Below are 15,700 nucleotides of genomic sequence, written 5' to 3'. Positions count from 1 at the left end.
TAGCCAGCATTGAAATTGAGACGGGACAGTGAAATGTCTGAGCAAACGGCCGTACAGCCTTGCGCCAAGGTAATTCCCTTTCCTCGTCGCAATTTTCACGGTGCTGCCATCATTAACGATGATGGAACGGAAACGCCCATTACTGAAGAAATGGTTAATCAGGCGGTGGATCAAGCTATTGATCAGCTCATTAACTATTTACCTAATTGGTTACATCCCCTATCGGCACCGGCAAATTCTTAAACCTGATAAACGCCAGTTTGCAGGTTTGGATTTTAGCAGTATCAGTTTTAAACTCTCCTCATACTTATTGGGAAAATCCCAAAGCGGCTAGACTTTGTTCTAGTCGCTGCTTTTCTTTTTCTGTAAGCCCATCAACTTCAGCAAGACGATAATGAAAGAACTCTCGCCTTTTGGGATAGTTTTTTCTCAAGGCATCAAAGGCTTTGGCAACATCATCGGCTTGTAGATGCATAGCCTCGCGAAGGTTTTTGTCATCTTGAGATATATCGTAGCAATGTGGAATTAGCTGGCGCAGAAGCTCAAAGGCTGAATCAGCAGCCAAGTTGGAAAGTGACTCAGGATCTTGCCGTGAACCTCTGGGATTTATCCAATCTAATGATAAAAACTCCGACAAGCGCTCCGCAATCATCCTTGTGCCAGTGACTTTACCATCATAACTATAACCCGCTATATGGGGCGTCGCGATATCAACAGCCGCAAGTACATCGGCATGTAAATTAGGCTCGTCTTGCCAAACATCCAGCACTGTTAACAAATCACCTTTATTGTTAATCCGCTCCAATAAAGCGCGATTATCCAAGCAATCACCCCGCCCACAGTTAAGCAGAACAGCACCCGCCTTGAGTCGTAAAATTTCGGCCTGCCCAATCATTTTATAGCTTGGGTATGGCCCAGTTCGAGTCAACGGGGCATGCATAGATACAATATCAGCTGCCAATACTTCCTCAAGTGAAGTCAAAACAGGGTATCGATCTTGCTCAATAAGCGGGTCATAGCCAACGCATTCTATACCAAGTTTTGCGGCACGTTTATAAAGCGCCGAGCCAACATTACCCATACCAATGATGCCTAGACGCTTACCCTGCCAATCGCAATTCAAGTGTGCCAAGGCCGCGAAAACATACTCTACTACCGAGTTGGCATTACAAGCCGCTGCGTTTGAATACACAATCCCTCTCTGATCCAAATAGGCAGTATCAATATGATCCATACCGATGGTGCAGCTGCCTACAAATTTTACAGGGCTAAACTCAAGCAGTGATTTATCAACCTTACTCACAGAGCGAACGATTAAAGCATCAACATCCCTCACATCGGCTGCGGCAATTTCGCGGCCTGCTTTAAATCGCAGCTCGCCACCGTTTTTTTCCACAAAACGTGAAAAATAGACCTCTGCCTCGGGAATGTTTTCATCCAACAGAATGATCAAACCATACTCCTAAATTGATTTCGAGCCACCCTGACTCTAATTAAGAGCCAGCAAATACTTTGTTCATTCGGCTCGCTAAGCGCGAAAAGCCCTGTTTTTGGCAAAACTTTTCTAAAGCCAACATATCGGCTGGCTGCCAATGCAGTTCTTTGATTGAGCTCACCAAAGGAACATCGCAAACAATCGTGGCCAGTGTTTTTGCCATGGCAACCTGCTCGAGGTGCTCTTCTAGCTTAGTCGCCAAGCCTTTCGCACCGCGAACTGGCAAACTGTGTAACTGCTCTATATTGGCGTAAACACCTTTTACACTGCCATGGGCTTGCAGCAAGGCAGCGGCCGTCTTGGCGCCAATTCCTGGCACACCAGGGATATCATCAACCGCATCGCCCACCAAGGCTAAGTAATCAGCCATCGCCTCTGCAGGTACTCCCCACTTTTCTTGTATATCCGCAGGGTAAGAACATACATCCTTAGCAAAATCCCAAAGATAATCCTGCTCTCGGCGAATTAGCTGCCCCAGATCTTTATCACGAGTTAACACAGCGACCGGCTGCTTACTGCGCTTTGACACAGTCATTAAACTACCAATTAAATCATCAGCCTCGTAGCGCGTCGATCCGAAACAGGGAATACCCATTAGTTCAGCAACTTCTCGACATGCCTCCAACTGATAAGCCAAAGCTTCATCTGGCAATGCCCGGCTCGCTTTGTACTCAGGATAGATCTCTTCTCGAAAACCTTGCCCTAAACTCTCGTCAAAACATAAGCCAATACGCTCTGGCCCATATTGTTCTTTTAGTTTTAATAGAAACGTAGAGAAGCCATAGACCGCTTCAGTTGAAAAGCCATTGCGCGCCGTCCAGTTCGCAGGCAAAGAAAAGTAATATTGAAAAATGTAGATTGAAGCATCAACCAGGCAAGTTGCGGCTAATGGTTTCATCGCACATCTTCCCGACGGTAGTTAGCAATCTGATCAGCGCCTTCAGTACCGTAAAAGCGACTTAAAGCTTCAATCAACTTTTGACTACGCTCATTTAAGGCCCCTGCACAATAGCACTGTAACTGGCAAAAAATAGCCTGACAAAATTCCTCGCTGGGCAGTAAGCCCGCTTCAGCATTATCAGCACTTACCCGAAACGGAAAAGCCGCCGCACGAGACAGAATACACTCCAAGGCCTGAGGCTTAGCTTCAACCTTTTCAAACTCAGCTTGCTGCTCCGCGCTTCGACCATCGGGGGCATACCAATAGCCGTAATCTTCCAAGCGACGGCGCTCTTCTCCTGCGACGAGCCAATGGGCGATTTCATGTAAGCCGCTGGCATAATAGTCTAGAGTGAAATGGATCCTATTCTTAGAGCATTCCAAATCGGCCACCTGATAGAGGGGCTCTTCGGCACCGGCAACGAGTATCGTATTGTGGCTTCGCTCAAAACACTCAGCAAAAATGTTTACCAAATCTTGGCAACGATGCTCAAGCTCGGGCCTGCTATTAAAACAACTCATTCAGGAACGCACTCTACTTGAGTCAAACGCTGATAATATGCCTCACTTAGGAACTCACGCCCTGCCAATAAATGCTCCAAGTACCAGCGGGCTGGTTTTAAATCGTCCTGCAACATGGCCTTATTAGCGACATAGACCCAGGCTGCGATAGGCCCATCACTGCTGTGCACTGTGAATATATCGCGACTGTATAAGCGCGGCGCCCCCTCAAATGGGTCCATTTTAAAGATCTGCTGATGATCTTTAAGGCGATACGCAACCCCTTCCACTACCGAGCTATGGTGAAAGCCGATATTGGCGTAGGAGCGATGTGGGGCGTCCGCAGCACGTTTGTTAAACAGCAGCTGTGACTGTGGCAAAGTGGCGGAGACTGCCAAATCAAATTCTAGCCCTCGGGTACGCATCCTATCTGGGTTCATATTAGAACCGTAAGCGAAATAATAACTGTTCAATTTTCAACCTAATCAATCAAAATAAAACCACTACATATAGTGATCTTGGGCCCAATAAAAAATATTTTGTCAAAATGTTGTACTTATGCCAATCTAGCTATACTTTATATAGTAAGAATTTTAATGGCACCGCCCCTTCTGCTGAAGTTTAAGCGCCTAAAAGGGAATTTTACGCAAATTTGAGTGCCATATAATAATAAGCCTACTCTGAAACTGGGGTAGGCACCTAAGCTGCCAAAACCCAGAAGGGAGGTAGTCGCATGAAGACCATGGAAAACCGCTCTAAAAAGAGTAATGTCATTGATTTGTTCACGGGCCAGAAATACGCGCCTGAGGATGATACCCGTTTTATTCGCCTTGCGCCTGAACTCGACGGTCTGGAGATGCTTTATAGCAATGATGCCAGCCCTGATAAGCTGTTCAGCCTTAAGGTGTTGTGCTGGGGTTTGCGCGCTAACGGCGATGTGGTCGGTCTAGTACCGTGGCTCAATGACATTGTCGCCTGTATCGACATCAAGGACCCCCTCAACGGCCAATGGGAAGGTTATTACGACCCAGGCGTTGATGAAGTCTTTTATGACGCCCCTATTCACAAGGTTGTCGAGCTAGAAACCGCTGCTGAGTATTATGACTACGAAGCCGCCGAGCTCAACGGTGAATTTAGCATCCAGGAGATACCGGACACCATTGGTACCCACGCAGTACTGGCCGATAAAGCCTATGAAAATATTACCCTAACGGAAGTAATAAGCTGGCGCTTATATGGTGACGGTAAGATTTCTGGCATGGTGGCCGATGAGTCTGAGGTTGTCAGCACCCCGGTTTTACCAGGTGATGACTGCTTATATCAGGTACAAAGCCGAGAAGAATTTCGCTATTTCTTCCAGCACCAGATTGCTAATCGTATTAAAGCCGAAGATCCTGAGGCCCTAGCGGCCATCTCGATTTTGGTTGAAGAAAAGTAAGCAAGAAGCATACTTTTCATTCACTCTAAGGCAGCCGCTCAAGCTGCCTTCTGTCTACTTTTCTCTGTAAAACAACAACTTTACGATACCAAACACCACTAGGCATCAGCCCCCTTACAGATCCAATAATGGAATTCGTTAGCACTCTCGCCCTGGCCTTCTGACTGTTTCAACAGCTCATGCCCTAAAAAGTTACAAAACTTAGGGATATCACGGGTGGTTGATGGGTCTGTCGCTAACACTTGTAACACTTGGCCTGGCTGACATTCACGAACCTGCTTATGAAGCATCATTACGGGCTCGGGGCATAGCAGGCCACGTGCATCTAATGTCGAATCAACTACTAAAGTTTCTATGTCTATCGCTGTCATTTCCTTAACTCTGTACCTTTTGTTTGCTCTGTCATCCGATATACGGCAGCTATTTTAACAGCGAAAACCATCTTGTGGACTACACTGTAACTGTGATTTGCAGCTGATGATTCAGCACAGAGCGAGGAAGTATTTTGTCTCTACTGAAAGATTTAACCATAAACCGCCCGGATATTTTTAGCCGCCATAGCTTGGAGCTTAGCTTTAAGCTTCTGCGCCACCGCGAGCCAAGACTTGCCCTTGAAGTGCAAAATATCCTAGCGGGTAAAACTAACGATGCGCCTTCGGCCCGAACCCTACCACCTTACCTTAGCCGCAGCTGTGAGTTTTTTATGGTGGCTATAGATCCGGTAATCGTCGGCCAGATTATTTCGTCTTTAACCCTTATAGGCCGGAACATTATTGAACAAAGCGATGTTCGCCCCAGCCGTAAAGCCATTATTCTCTCTCTGCTTGAAGAATGGATGGGGTTAGTCGAATGGATGATCAGCGAATCTGAACAACATTTACCTGCCCCGAGCGCTACCCATTCTGCTTAGGATTGCGTACCATCCACGCTTTTGGCTGTCCGGATACAAATCATGATTCACGTATTAATCGAGCGCCATATCGGCGCTGACCTAGAATCCACCTATGAAGCCATGGCTCGCTCAACTCTCCAAGGGGCATACCAAGCGGTTGGCTTTATTAACGGTGAAACCTTCTATGATATGAACAACCCAAGACATCATTATGTGCTCAGCAAGTGGCGCACACTTAGTGATTGGCAGCGTTGGTTCCAAAGTGATGAGCGACGCAAAATGATTAGCCAGTTGGGCGCGACTTTAGATGGCCCAGAAAAGATCACTTTCTTGGAAAACTAAATCGGCAGAAGCGATGCTAGAATGAGGGGGGCTTGATCAAGCCCTTCTCATTAAGCAATATTTGAAAGCAGAACTACAAACCCATCTCTCGAGCTTGTTGTGGAGTAATCAGGTTTATCGATTCACTGGGCTCATCAAAACACAGCAACAATTCCCCGCGCTGCAGCTGCCCTTTAAGCTGTTCGAGCTTGCTCTCTAGGCCAACTTCCTGTTCGCCATAATCAGTACCCTCACGCAAAGCAAAAGACTCTAAAACCGCTTTCAGAGTCTCTGGCGCTAATTGTTGAAAGGGGATGATCACTGAACAGGCTTAACAAATTTAAGGGTCATGCGGTCACTTTCGCCGATAGCAAGGTAGTGTTCACGCTTTTCATCACCTAAGGCCAAACGCGGGGGTAAAGTCCAAACGCCTTTAGGATGATCTGCGCTGTCTTTAGGGTTGCTGTTGATTTCGCTTGCAGCCACTAATTTAAAACCAGCTTTTTCAGCAAATTCAATAACCTTAAGCTCAGTTACATAACCTGATTTAATCATAGTATCTAAATCAGTGCCTTTTTTAGCTCTATGCTCAACAACTCCCAATAGGCCACCTGGCTTTAACATTGTGTAAAATTCATCAAAGGCCTCCTGTGCAAAACCTGATTTCATCCAGTTGTGCACATTACGGAAAGTCAAAACGCGATCCGCACTACCTTTTACCGTATTAACTTTATTTGGCGGATAGAACGCTGTTAGTTTTGCCTTTCCATATACATTAGGGTTCGCGGCCATCTTCTCAGCGAACTTCTTTTGGTAACGGGTATAAAAATCAATGCCGGCATTGGGGTCAAAATGTGCTGCGTAGTACTGTCCCTTATCCATGACATAAGGTGCCAGAATCTCAGCATACCAGCCACCACCTGGCCAAATTTCGACCACTGTTTGATCTTCAGCCAGCTCGAAGAATTCCAACGTTGATACTGGGTTTCGGAATTCATCACGAGAACTGTTTTTCTCGGCGCGATGATCCGCGGCTACGGCTTTTTCGATACTATGATCAGCATGGCTAAGGCTATAGGCACTAAAGCCGGCACTAAGGGCTAGTACTAAGCTACTGATGATGGGTTTGGCTGCAAACATATTTTAATCCATACTTGACCTAAAAGAAGGCTAAAGCCTACCCTATATCAGTAGATGTTTAAACGGATAGTTACCATGGATACATGTTTAGTTTTAACCGTAATCAGTGATGATCGCCCTGGGGTGATTGAGCAAATAGCCAACTGTATTGATCAGCACAAAGGCAGCTGGCAAGAAAGCCGCATGGCGCACCTAGACGGTAAATTTGCCGGTATTTTGAGGGTCAGCTGCGCTACCGAGCATTTAGAGTCACTTAGCACGGCCTTATCAGCTCTGGAATCACAGGGTATTCAAGTGTTGCTAAGTCAAGGTCAAAGTAATCAAGCCGTTAATCTGCAGAGTATTAACATCAGTGCAATAGGTCCAGACCGCCCAGGTATTGTACTAGAACTCTCCAGGGCATTTGCACAGCGCTCAATAAACGTTGCACAGCTTGATACCGACTGCAGCAGCATGCCCTGGTCTGGTGACCCACAGTTTGAAGCGCATTATCAATTGCATGTGCAGAGTGCTTGCAATATGGATGAGCTGCAGGAGCATCTTGACAGTATTGCCGATGACCTGGCCCTAGACATTCAGATTGAAGAGCCAACCGCCTAATATATAGAATACGGAATTCTATTAAAGTAGAGGCGCGAGAATCAATTATTTTCGCGCCAGTAAACTACCCTGTCGTGCCCCCTTACGCCGCCAAATTGAAATCGGGCTGTGGGTAGGTTTTCATCGTCGAAGCTCCCATCCTGGTTCCAGTCATATCGTAACCACGGATAATTGGCCAAGTTTATATCCACATCAACAAAGCCACGATTTCCGAATCCAGGAGCGGTAAAATACTGCCCAGCATCCCCTTGTGAAAAATGAATATGATTAGGCCCCATATCTGCATAGCTGCCGGTACTTTGGCCGGATCCTATGGTAACAATTCTATTTCCACCGTCCGATAGGTCGCCTGTTTGCTCATAACGTATTTGCCCCCTACCGAGAGAAAAACAAGATGCCTTTTGATTTCGCTGGAAGCTACTGCCTTGCCAGGATTCGATATGCAACTGGCTCAGTAAATCCTCGGTTTCCGGACCGTGTAGAGAGGGCATATTGAGACGAGAAAAATAAAAGCTCGAACTCCCAAGTAAAGCATGATCAGCAACCGCATCTGAATTTTCAAAATCCATATTTAATTCACTGTCGGCGAGTTCAATACCATCACTATCGTTCACCTTTAGAGCAACCATTAAGTTTTCCAGCGGCGGCTCTGGGTTTGTAGTACGTGCCAAGAGCAAAGTGCTTTTTAAGCTCGCCACCCCCAAATCAAACTCGAAGCTCTCGTTAGTTTTTTCCACCCTATTTAACAGCTGTTGTGCTTGGTAGCTAATCAAACCCTGGCTTGTAGTCAATTTAGCGAATTCCCCATGATAGCCATCGACAACATGTCCCTGTAGATTGACAGCCTGTAGCTCGGCTGACACCTCGAATTCTTGGCCTAAATGAGTTATACCTGTACTTGCACAGGCTGAAAGCAAATCTTCGTCACTTATCGTAAAATGACTTGGCACAAAACGCCCCAGGCCCCCTGAGCGACCTTGTATTTTTGCACTTATTTGCGCATCTGCACCCAGATAGGAGCCACCACTAATTGCGGCCGATAATTCTACAATGCCGACATTGGAATAACTGTATTGTCTCTCCCCGCTGCCTCCTCCAGAAAATCCGCTCAGTATCAAATTGCCAGAAAGGTCGGCATGACTTACTGCCACCGGTAAAAAAGGTCGAACCGCTAACACAACAGACTCTGGATCGGCTTCATTACCAAAACTGGCCAATACAGGGTTGTTACTTAAGTCAGCAAGTGTATTGATGTCGCTATCATTATGACCATCAGCCACACCATCAGCATTAGCATCATCATCAGCTTGCCAACCAACAGCCTTTACTTGTGTAGAAAATTCTTCGCCAGCTTTTACAAAAACGCCACCATTGTGATCTTGAGCACTTGGGTTGTTTGGCACTTCAACAAAAAGAGCAAACGGTCTAGAGATTAGCTTTTCACTGACGCTCGATATTGTCTGTTGAGCAAAATTTCTTCTGTTATCCTGAATGCCAATGGTAAAACGACCAACATCGTAATTAAGTAATTGATACTGCACAAAGCCATTGCGAAAACGAAGAGGCTTCCTTGAATAGTTGTTATTGGTACCGTGTAAATCCCCATTTATTATCCACTGCGAGCGCAATTGCATAACATCACCGTCAGCTCCCCTTAACCTTAAGCGAAGATTTTCAGTATTGTAATCGCTAGCAACGCCGCAATCTCCAGTATCAGGGTCCCTACGCATTAATCTTACTGCGATATTGTGCGCACGATAGGCGATAAAATCTTTACCGTCTTGTGAAAAATCGAAAACAAAGACGTTATCCGCATAGCTAATAGTATTCGATTGCCCTTGTGCCATGCCTCCACGAATTTCCGCATTGACGGTCAAGGACTCAGCTCTTTGATTTGCAAGTTGTAAAACTACCTGCCCTTGGTCATCAGCTATCATTTGATAACTTGCTTCACCGCTATCAGCGGCTCCAGCGGTAAACCGTCCATTTGCAGAACTCATAGACCAAGAACCGTTCGCGGTACTGGTTGTGATATCCAAAATTCCTTCAAAGTCTGTAATAACATCATTATTTTGATCCATTACAGAAAAAGTAAATTGATTAGGTACACAAACACTGGCTGAGCTTTGAGCGCTCTGAATCGATATTCTCTCTGGTTCAGAATCCGTTATCGCTTCAACCGTCCAATTGTCAATATGATAATGCCCTCTAGAACCAAAAGTATCTGCAGATACTGTCGGTCGACCGCTGGGCCGAATTCGTTCAGCAGGGAGCGTTAGCTCGTAGTTGATAACTTCGCCAGCCCTAGCACTCCCGCTGTCTATAACAATTGCGTCCCAACTGCTATTTTCGTTAAGCCATTGAAATTCTACCCTCGCATTATTAGAGGGCGTCTGGCTAAAGCTATCATGACCAATTCGCAACCAAAACTTTATTCGCAAAGCGGTGTAATCTGACGGAGGATCAACAAAGGCATATGCATATGCCCGGCCAGGGCCTAAAAGGATGGCAGTACCATTTTGAGCTTGCTCTTGGTTGCTAGGGAAGCCATAAGTACCGGACAATACCCAGTCATTGATAACATCTGAGGGCGATTCAAAGTCTTCATTTAAAATGATTGCGGCGTAAAGCTGAGAGGGCAGAGACAGCTGCAGAAAAAGGTATATTAGCAAACCCTTTTTACTAAATTTGCGGCCCCCTATAAACTTGAAAAAATTAGGGTAAAGGTGGCCAATCAAGCTAGCCACTTGCATGAGCAAAGATTTTAATCTTTGACGGGTCAACATGGCACCTATGGCTTAATCGATTTTATGTTCAACTACTGTAAAAGTAGTCATCTATTAAGTAATAGGTAATTTTTGTAAAACTCTCCAGCTAAGATTGATAGTCGGTATATTTTTAAGCCTGCATGAAGCGGGCAAGAATGAAAATGTCTCAGCGAGTATTTTCTCGCCAATATACGACAAGATCATGCCCTCTTATCGCTCCAAACTTTGCCAGCACAGTCGGTAGCTGAAGCTCGTCGTCTATATCATTTTGATTCCAATCATGTGACAGCCAAGGCGCCGCACTATAGTCGATAATTACCTCCACTTCGCCTCGGTTAGCGAGGCCCGGCGCAGAAAACTGCATACCCGCGTTGCCAGCGCTAAAATTAATAGTCTGGGCCTGCATATCCGCAAAACTCGCCGTCGTGCTGGAAGCTGCAATAGGAACTGTAAGATTTGATGGGACATCTAAAGGGCCAGTAGCGGCAAAGCGAACATCAACACGATTAATTTGACTGCAGCTATCATTTTCATTTCTGACAAAGGAGTGCCCTGCCCATGACTGTATTTCTAAGGGCAGCTGAAGGTTTTCAGTTTCAGGGCCATGCCTGCTCGCGGCAAATAACCGTGAGTAATAAAAGTCCGAGCTGCCAAGCAACTTCGAATCTGTATCACCGTCACCATCAATATCGAGATCCATACTACTGGAATTAAGACGAATACCGTCCGAATCAACTAAGCGCAGGCCTAGCTGGACATCCCGTAATGGTGATTCTTTTTGATCAGTTTTATTAACTCTTAAGGACGCATTCAAGGTCGCCTGTCCCTGCGTGAAATTTAACAGTTCTGATACGACATCAGCTCTTCCCGTTAAAACGTTGCCGTTAAGAGGCTTAGCATCGAGCTCTCGCAGGCCCTCACTATCGCTGAGTTTTGCGAACTCTCCACTATATGCATCCAATACTCGGCCATCTCTAGCACGAGCTGAAATTTCTGCAGAGACTGTAAATGGCTGGGACAGATGAGTCAGATTGCTTGCACTACAAAATACGTCCACATTGGCATTTTGAACAAGAAAATGATCGGCGGTGAACCTACCTACCACCCCTGAACGACCAACTATTTTAGCGGCAGCTTGAGTAGATCCACCAAGATAACTAGCTTCGCCAAGGCTAAGATCTATTTCTATAATGCCAGCATTGGAATAGTTTAATTCAGCGTCTGCCCTACCACTACTAAAACCAGTGAGGCTGATGGAACCTCCTAATTCTTGATGGGCCACCGTTAGCGGTGCAACAGATCGTGCGCTTAGTTGCACGTTATACCTCGGTGTTTCACTTCCGAATGCCGCTAAAACAGGGTTATTAGATAAATCCGCATTGTTTTGTGAATTGCTATCGTTATGGCCATCAGCCATACCATCATTGTTAGTATCGTCACTGGGCTGCCAGCCAACAGCACTAACATTTGCCGAAAAATTCTCACCGGCAGCTTTAAATGCTGGCGCATTGGCCTGCAAGCTATTGGAGCTACCCGGCACGGAAATAGCGAAAGCAAAGGGTCTTACCGAAATTTCAGCACTGCTGCCATAAATAGTAGAGTCACTAAAACTGTTACTGCGATCTTCGATATCTAATCGAAAATGCCCAACATCTCTCGTGAGTAATTGCACACGAGCTTGACCTTGAGAAAAGCTAATCGGTAATTCAGAGAAACCACTACTCAGAGTTTCTGTAGATCCCCCAAGCAGCAACTGCGGACTGAGTCCTCCTGGGTCATCAGCCATATCGATATTGCGCACATAAACTCCAGTACGATTGTAATTTAGTGCTGCACCACAATTACCACTGGAATCACGTTTCATCATGGTTATTTGTAAATCATGATTGCGGTAGGCGATCACATCATCATTGAGTGGGTCATCATATTCAACAACAAAGGCATTCTCAGAAAAGCGAATTGTGGAGCTGTTACTCGAAATCGAGCCGGAGTTTTCTCTAAGCTGAATACTTAGACTTTCAGCATGCTCATTTGACAAACGCAGCCTTAGCTGACCATTGTCATCGCTATGAAATTGATAGCTGGCTTGGCCGCTGTCAGCGGGGCCTGCGCTAAAGCGATTATTAGCGTTTGGCATGGACCATGTACCATGGCCACTGCTGGTGCTAATGTCGACCAAACCTTGGTAGTCGCTTAGTAACTGACCTGAACTATCTTTTGCTTCAATCAGAATCTCCTGAGCTGCACAAACGCTTGCTGTTGTACCACCAGAAGCGATATCAAAGTGGTCCAAGCCCTGCTCTTGATTTCGGGTAACGACAATATTATCAATATGATAGTAACCTGCGCTGCCGGAGTTATAAAACAGTACGTAGTTATCGCGGCCAATTTGATTTGTTGGTATATCAATAGTGACACTGCGGATGCTGCCTGCGCCAGAAGACCCTCTATGTAATTCGGTTATATACCAACCATTTGATACACCAGAGCCATACCAGTAAACGTAGAAGCGAGAGCGCCTATTTGGGCTCCAGCTAAAATCGTTTCTACCCACTCGGAACCAAAAGGTGAGTTGCATGCTATCAGGTGTTTCAGATTGCCTGAAGAAGCGATAAAAATAAGAGTTTGGACCTACCCCTATGGCCTGCCCAGATTCAGCGGCTTGCCCACTTCGAAAGTCAACGCTGCCGATAAAGTTCCAGTTACGACGCACTTCAGCTTGATCGTTCAAATTGTCACTAAAAACAACTTCAGCCTGGCTTTGAGCGGCCGAACAAAGCCATACAAGAGCTGTTAATAAAAAGCGTGTCAACAAAGCGTTACCTCGAAATCATACTCTGGACTGCATTAAAAATAGCACAGAAAAACCCATAGTTGCTGTATCGGCCGCTAAGTGGACAACTAAAGCTTGATCAAGTATTACGATTAATTTTGAGAACTAGGAATGGACTTACTCAAAATACCTAATTATGGCTCACCAGGAATATAGGCACTTACCGATAAGCTTCTTAACGCATCTAAAGGCGCAGAACCGCAGCTGCCCTGACTGCTAATAGTGTAATAGCTGGCATCATTTACGACGCCATTTTGAATTTGGCAGCTAATAATTGCCTGACATTGTTCTAAGCCACTACTGGAAAATGACAAGGTAACAGCACTCAGCTCTAGGCAAGCGGCATCTCCTGCGGGGCGATTCGCCTCGGGATGTAACAAAAGATGGCTTAAAGCATAATTTGCACCACTTTCTGCAGCATAAAATGCTCGCTGCGAGAATACTTCTTGAAGCGAGACGAATGGTACCACTGAACTGGATCGACTAAGCCCTACGGCTAGCGCCGCTATTGCGATAATCAGAAAGATAGCTACAGGCAACATAAAGCCTCGCGCTTTCTTTGGCGATACAGAGGAGATAGCACTGAGAGCTCGTTTAGGGAACATTGCGTATATAAACCCTATCACTACTTATAAACTGCGCGTTGCCTTTGGTGAAAACCAAATCGACATTAAGCTCGGCACCATTATTTAGTGCACCAGATTGTACGGTAAACCCACCACCACTGGCATTCACCGAGCTGTCCACAAGTATGCCCGTAGCCGAGGGAGCAAACGCTGCAGCAAAGACCCCTGCACGGTTGTATTCATACAGGCCACCTTGATAGATACAAAACGCCCGACTTCCAGCAATAAAAAACACACGTCGACTCGAAGACGATTGCGAGAACACCGTCGGGCTGGACAGGTTAACGGTGCCGCTTCCTTGGCCAGTAGCCAAAGGTGAAGCTAAGCTGCCAAGTGCCGCACCACTATAGATATCCGTAGAACTCACCGCAGCGATTACCACAGTATTAGCCGTTCCACGATCAATGCTATAAGCTAAAAGATCAAGCTCTGAGCTTGCTGGGGCTTGATTACCATTGGTAGGGGGCTCACTTTCCAAGATGCCACCGCCAATAACGGGAATAAACTCTACACACTGGCCGCCCGCTGTCGCACGTACGCTATTTGGAAGTGCATTTTCTACCTCCCTGGAAATTAAATTAATAGCTAAACGACTTCGACTAAATAAATCGATACGCTGCTGCATAGCTTGTTGGCTGCTTAAATACTGTAAGAAAAAAGAGCTGCCCAAGGAGCCAATAACAGCCACAATAATAATAACGGCAATTAGCTCAACCAAAGTAAAACCGGAGTTTTTGGCAGCAGAAAAATGCATTAGAAGTTACCCTTGTAGCTACTAAGGACCACTTCACTGCTGCCAACCACAGCCCGTACTTCAACCCTACGAAGCTGTGCTCCGCTGCTCGCTAATCCTGTTACAGAAACCCCAGCAGCCCCTTCATTCACAGACACACTGATCGAACAAGCCTCAAAACTATTATCACTATCGCCATGATAATCACCGATATCATCCTTTACGGAGGATGCGATGATTGCCCCGCACACTTGTGCGCCATCTTGCCCACTTCCACAGGCTGGTAAACCGCCAACAGGGCTCGTGGATGAAAAGCGCAATAAAGTTATGCTTTCCAATTTGGATTTTGCACACTGCAATGCTCTATGTTGCTCAATTGGGTCGATACTGTCTCGACTCACTTGGCTAAAGGCCAAACTAAAAGCACCGGCTACGATTCCCAAAAGAACGATAAATACAATCAACTCCACCAGGGTAAAGCCATTTTGCATTAAGCTTCTCATTGAGTTGCACCATTAGCCGAGACAGAGATCGTCACACTCGCATCGCTAGCACTAATAGAAATTGATCCAGCGCTGGTCCTGCCCATCTTGTCAAAGCGAAAGCTGGCATCGCTGATTTCGATGCCTTGGCCTAACACATAAGGATAGTTGGCAGCACCCAAACTGACACTGGTGCCTGCATCCTGTACATCGATAGTATCGTTCGACGCGAGTGCAACAAATTGAATACTACGCCCAGCGCTCGCTTTTGCCATGGCTAAATGACGAGCGCTACGTAATGCAAGCAAAACTTGATCTCGGCTTGCTTGTACTCGTTGAGCGTCACCACTGTTACTAACTCCCATTACGGTGATAGAAATAATGGCTAAGATCACAATAATGGAGACTAACTCAACTAAGGTGAACCCTTCGAAGCGCTTCATTGGGGCTACTAGTTTTTAGTTAGTCGCCTTATAGGCAACAAAAGACTCAGAAATTGCTGTACCACCAGAAGGGGTATAGGTCACATTACAAGTAAACTGCGTACCCTCAGGGTCCGCGGCTGCAGGAGCGGTCCCGCTTACGGCGTAATTACTATTCGGCAATGAATTGCCCTCTAATAAATTTACAGCGTTCGCACAAGATGTAACAACCGTAACTGTCCCTGTGGATAAGCCTGCATCCGCCGCTAAGTTATTAGCATGATTCAAGGCCGAGGCACTACTTAAGGCACCCGCCACACCTTTAAGCGCGGCCTGCTCTGCAGAATCTGAAAGATCCACAAAGCGGGGCAATGCTGTTGCCGATAAAATCCCTAAAATCACAATCACTGCCACCAGCTCAATCAAGGTAAAACCTGCTTGCGCCTTAACGTTAGGTATTGCGTTCGTTTTCATAACATCCTCCAAGCCACAAAGGCTTTTTAACAAAAG

The 15,700-nt window shown here is 46.0% G+C and carries 19 protein-coding genes; 5 read left to right on the top strand and 14 right to left on the bottom strand.

The window, feature by feature from the left end; all coding sequences use genetic code 11:
• The first annotated feature begins 33 nt into the window (after positions 1-33).
• Complete coding sequence (locus tag Q1A41_RS01240; protein ID WP_299973569.1) at positions 34-243, top strand: PA1571 family protein; 210 nt, start codon at positions 34-36, stop codon at positions 241-243.
• Positions 244-307: 64 nt separating this feature from the next.
• Here the strand turns inward: Q1A41_RS01240 and Q1A41_RS01235 are convergent, their stop codons facing one another.
• Genes Q1A41_RS01235 through Q1A41_RS01220 form a run of 4 tightly spaced genes read right to left on the bottom strand, consistent with a single transcriptional unit; the run spans position 308 to position 3,408 of the window.
• Entirely contained in the window at positions 308-1,453 is a 1,146-nt protein-coding gene (locus Q1A41_RS01235; protein WP_299973566.1) for a 4-phosphoerythronate dehydrogenase, read from the bottom strand.
• A 40-nt stretch (positions 1,454-1,493) separates the two neighbouring features.
• Positions 1,494-2,393 carry a 5'-3' exonuclease H3TH domain-containing protein gene (locus tag Q1A41_RS01230; RefSeq protein WP_299973564.1) on the bottom strand — a complete coding sequence of 300 codons (900 nt, stop codon included), beginning with the start codon at positions 2,391-2,393 and terminating at the stop codon, positions 1,494-1,496.
• Positions 2,390-2,956 (bottom strand): elongation factor P hydroxylase, encoded by a 567-nt coding sequence (locus tag Q1A41_RS01225; RefSeq protein ID WP_299973561.1) that lies wholly within the window; start codon positions 2,954-2,956, stop codon positions 2,390-2,392. Before Q1A41_RS01225 ends, Q1A41_RS01230 begins: the two co-directional genes overlap by 4 nt.
• A complete protein-coding gene (locus tag Q1A41_RS01220; RefSeq protein ID WP_299973558.1) occupies positions 2,953-3,408 on the bottom strand; it encodes a gamma-glutamylcyclotransferase family protein in 456 nt (151 codons plus the stop codon). The genes Q1A41_RS01225 and Q1A41_RS01220 overlap by 4 nt, the downstream gene beginning before the upstream one ends.
• Positions 3,409-3,668: 260 nt before the next feature.
• On the opposite strand from Q1A41_RS01220, the gene Q1A41_RS01215 reads away from it, so the two are divergent.
• Positions 3,669-4,373, top strand: coding sequence for a hypothetical protein (locus Q1A41_RS01215; protein WP_299772874.1), 705 nt, complete (start codon positions 3,669-3,671; stop codon positions 4,371-4,373).
• A gap of 98 nt (positions 4,374-4,471) precedes the next feature.
• Here Q1A41_RS01215 and tusA read toward each other — a convergent pair whose 3' ends face one another.
• The gene (gene tusA / locus Q1A41_RS01210) at positions 4,472-4,744 is read right to left on the bottom strand and encodes a sulfurtransferase TusA (protein ID WP_299973555.1); all 273 of its coding nucleotides are present in this window, start codon (positions 4,742-4,744) and stop codon (positions 4,472-4,474) included.
• Positions 4,745-4,878: 134 nt separating this feature from the next.
• Between tusA and Q1A41_RS01205 the strand changes: the two genes are divergently transcribed.
• Both Q1A41_RS01205 and Q1A41_RS01200 read left to right on the top strand, forming a co-directional pair.
• Positions 4,879-5,283, top strand: a complete 405-nt coding sequence (locus Q1A41_RS01205) for a hypothetical protein (RefSeq protein WP_299973552.1) — start codon at positions 4,879-4,881, stop codon at positions 5,281-5,283.
• Between the two features lie 42 nt (positions 5,284-5,325).
• Positions 5,326-5,607 carry an antibiotic biosynthesis monooxygenase gene (locus tag Q1A41_RS01200; protein ID WP_299772864.1) on the top strand — a complete coding sequence of 94 codons (282 nt, stop codon included), beginning with the start codon at positions 5,326-5,328 and terminating at the stop codon, positions 5,605-5,607.
• A gap of 73 nt (positions 5,608-5,680) precedes the next feature.
• Here the strand turns inward: Q1A41_RS01200 and Q1A41_RS01195 are convergent, their stop codons facing one another.
• Together Q1A41_RS01195 and Q1A41_RS01190 are read right to left on the bottom strand one after the other, a co-directional pair.
• Positions 5,681-5,908 carry a YheU family protein gene (locus tag Q1A41_RS01195; RefSeq protein ID WP_299973549.1) on the bottom strand — a complete coding sequence of 76 codons (228 nt, stop codon included), beginning with the start codon at positions 5,906-5,908 and terminating at the stop codon, positions 5,681-5,683.
• Positions 5,905-6,726, bottom strand: coding sequence for a methyltransferase (locus Q1A41_RS01190; protein WP_299973544.1), 822 nt, complete (start codon positions 6,724-6,726; stop codon positions 5,905-5,907). The genes Q1A41_RS01195 and Q1A41_RS01190 overlap by 4 nt, the downstream gene beginning before the upstream one ends.
• Before the next feature lie 75 nt (positions 6,727-6,801).
• Here Q1A41_RS01190 and Q1A41_RS01185 point away from each other — a divergent pair, with 75 nt between their 5' ends.
• Positions 6,802-7,326 (top strand): ACT domain-containing protein, encoded by a 525-nt coding sequence (locus tag Q1A41_RS01185; protein WP_299973541.1) that lies wholly within the window; start codon positions 6,802-6,804, stop codon positions 7,324-7,326.
• A gap of 41 nt (positions 7,327-7,367) precedes the next feature.
• Here Q1A41_RS01185 and Q1A41_RS01180 read toward each other — a convergent pair whose 3' ends face one another.
• The 7 genes from Q1A41_RS01180 to Q1A41_RS01150 form a co-directional block, all read right to left on the bottom strand.
• Positions 7,368-9,998, bottom strand: a complete 2,631-nt coding sequence (locus tag Q1A41_RS01180) for a DUF6701 domain-containing protein (RefSeq protein ID WP_299973538.1) — start codon at positions 9,996-9,998, stop codon at positions 7,368-7,370.
• A gap of 262 nt (positions 9,999-10,260) precedes the next feature.
• Positions 10,261-12,909 carry a DUF6701 domain-containing protein gene (locus Q1A41_RS01175; RefSeq protein WP_299973536.1) on the bottom strand — a complete coding sequence of 883 codons (2,649 nt, stop codon included), beginning with the start codon at positions 12,907-12,909 and terminating at the stop codon, positions 10,261-10,263.
• A gap of 152 nt (positions 12,910-13,061) precedes the next feature.
• Positions 13,062-13,532, bottom strand: a complete 471-nt coding sequence (locus Q1A41_RS01170; protein WP_299973534.1) for a hypothetical protein — start codon at positions 13,530-13,532, stop codon at positions 13,062-13,064.
• The gene (locus Q1A41_RS01165) at positions 13,522-14,307 is read right to left on the bottom strand and encodes a prepilin-type N-terminal cleavage/methylation domain-containing protein (RefSeq protein ID WP_299973531.1); all 786 of its coding nucleotides are present in this window, start codon (positions 14,305-14,307) and stop codon (positions 13,522-13,524) included. The genes Q1A41_RS01170 and Q1A41_RS01165 overlap by 11 nt, the downstream gene beginning before the upstream one ends.
• Positions 14,307-14,789, bottom strand: coding sequence for a type II secretion system protein (locus Q1A41_RS01160; RefSeq protein ID WP_299973529.1), 483 nt, complete (start codon positions 14,787-14,789; stop codon positions 14,307-14,309). The genes Q1A41_RS01165 and Q1A41_RS01160 overlap by 1 nt, the downstream gene beginning before the upstream one ends.
• The gene (locus Q1A41_RS01155) at positions 14,786-15,211 is read right to left on the bottom strand and encodes a hypothetical protein (RefSeq protein ID WP_299973526.1); all 426 of its coding nucleotides are present in this window, start codon (positions 15,209-15,211) and stop codon (positions 14,786-14,788) included. The genes Q1A41_RS01160 and Q1A41_RS01155 overlap by 4 nt, the downstream gene beginning before the upstream one ends.
• Positions 15,212-15,226: 15 nt before the next feature.
• On the bottom strand, positions 15,227-15,664 hold the full coding sequence (locus Q1A41_RS01150) for a type II secretion system protein (RefSeq protein WP_299973523.1): 438 nt from the start codon (positions 15,662-15,664) through the stop codon (positions 15,227-15,229).
• Positions 15,665-15,700: the final 36 nt, after the last annotated feature.

The organism is uncultured Pseudoteredinibacter sp., from assembly GCF_947502065.1.
Taxonomy (GTDB): Bacteria; Pseudomonadota; Gammaproteobacteria; order Pseudomonadales; family Cellvibrionaceae; genus Pseudoteredinibacter.
This window is presented reverse-complemented; position numbering and strand designations above follow the sequence as displayed.

What these genes read in the sequence shown, in the direction of transcription:
- Q1A41_RS01240 (WP_299973569.1), top strand. Translation starts at nt 34, where the DNA reads ATGTCTGAGCAAACGGCCGTACAGCCTTGCGCCAAGGTAATTCCCTTT.
- Q1A41_RS01230 (WP_299973564.1), bottom strand. Translation starts at nt 2,393, where the DNA reads ATGAAACCATTAGCCGCAACTTGCCTGGTTGATGCTTCAATCTACATT.
- Q1A41_RS01225 (WP_299973561.1), bottom strand. Translation starts at nt 2,956, where the DNA reads ATGAGTTGTTTTAATAGCAGGCCCGAGCTTGAGCATCGTTGCCAAGAT.
- Q1A41_RS01215 (WP_299772874.1), top strand. Translation starts at nt 3,669, where the DNA reads ATGAAGACCATGGAAAACCGCTCTAAAAAGAGTAATGTCATTGATTTG.
- tusA (WP_299973555.1), bottom strand. Translation starts at nt 4,744, where the DNA reads ATGACAGCGATAGACATAGAAACTTTAGTAGTTGATTCGACATTAGAT.
- Q1A41_RS01200 (WP_299772864.1), top strand. Translation starts at nt 5,326, where the DNA reads ATGATTCACGTATTAATCGAGCGCCATATCGGCGCTGACCTAGAATCC.
- Q1A41_RS01190 (WP_299973544.1), bottom strand. Translation starts at nt 6,726, where the DNA reads ATGTTTGCAGCCAAACCCATCATCAGTAGCTTAGTACTAGCCCTTAGT.
- Q1A41_RS01185 (WP_299973541.1), top strand. Translation starts at nt 6,802, where the DNA reads ATGGATACATGTTTAGTTTTAACCGTAATCAGTGATGATCGCCCTGGG.
- Q1A41_RS01170 (WP_299973534.1), bottom strand. Translation starts at nt 13,532, where the DNA reads ATGTTCCCTAAACGAGCTCTCAGTGCTATCTCCTCTGTATCGCCAAAG.
- Q1A41_RS01165 (WP_299973531.1), bottom strand. Translation starts at nt 14,307, where the DNA reads ATGCATTTTTCTGCTGCCAAAAACTCCGGTTTTACTTTGGTTGAGCTA.
- Q1A41_RS01160 (WP_299973529.1), bottom strand. Translation starts at nt 14,789, where the DNA reads ATGAGAAGCTTAATGCAAAATGGCTTTACCCTGGTGGAGTTGATTGTA.
- Q1A41_RS01155 (WP_299973526.1), bottom strand. Translation starts at nt 15,211, where the DNA reads ATGAAGCGCTTCGAAGGGTTCACCTTAGTTGAGTTAGTCTCCATTATT.
- Q1A41_RS01150 (WP_299973523.1), bottom strand. Translation starts at nt 15,664, where the DNA reads ATGAAAACGAACGCAATACCTAACGTTAAGGCGCAAGCAGGTTTTACC.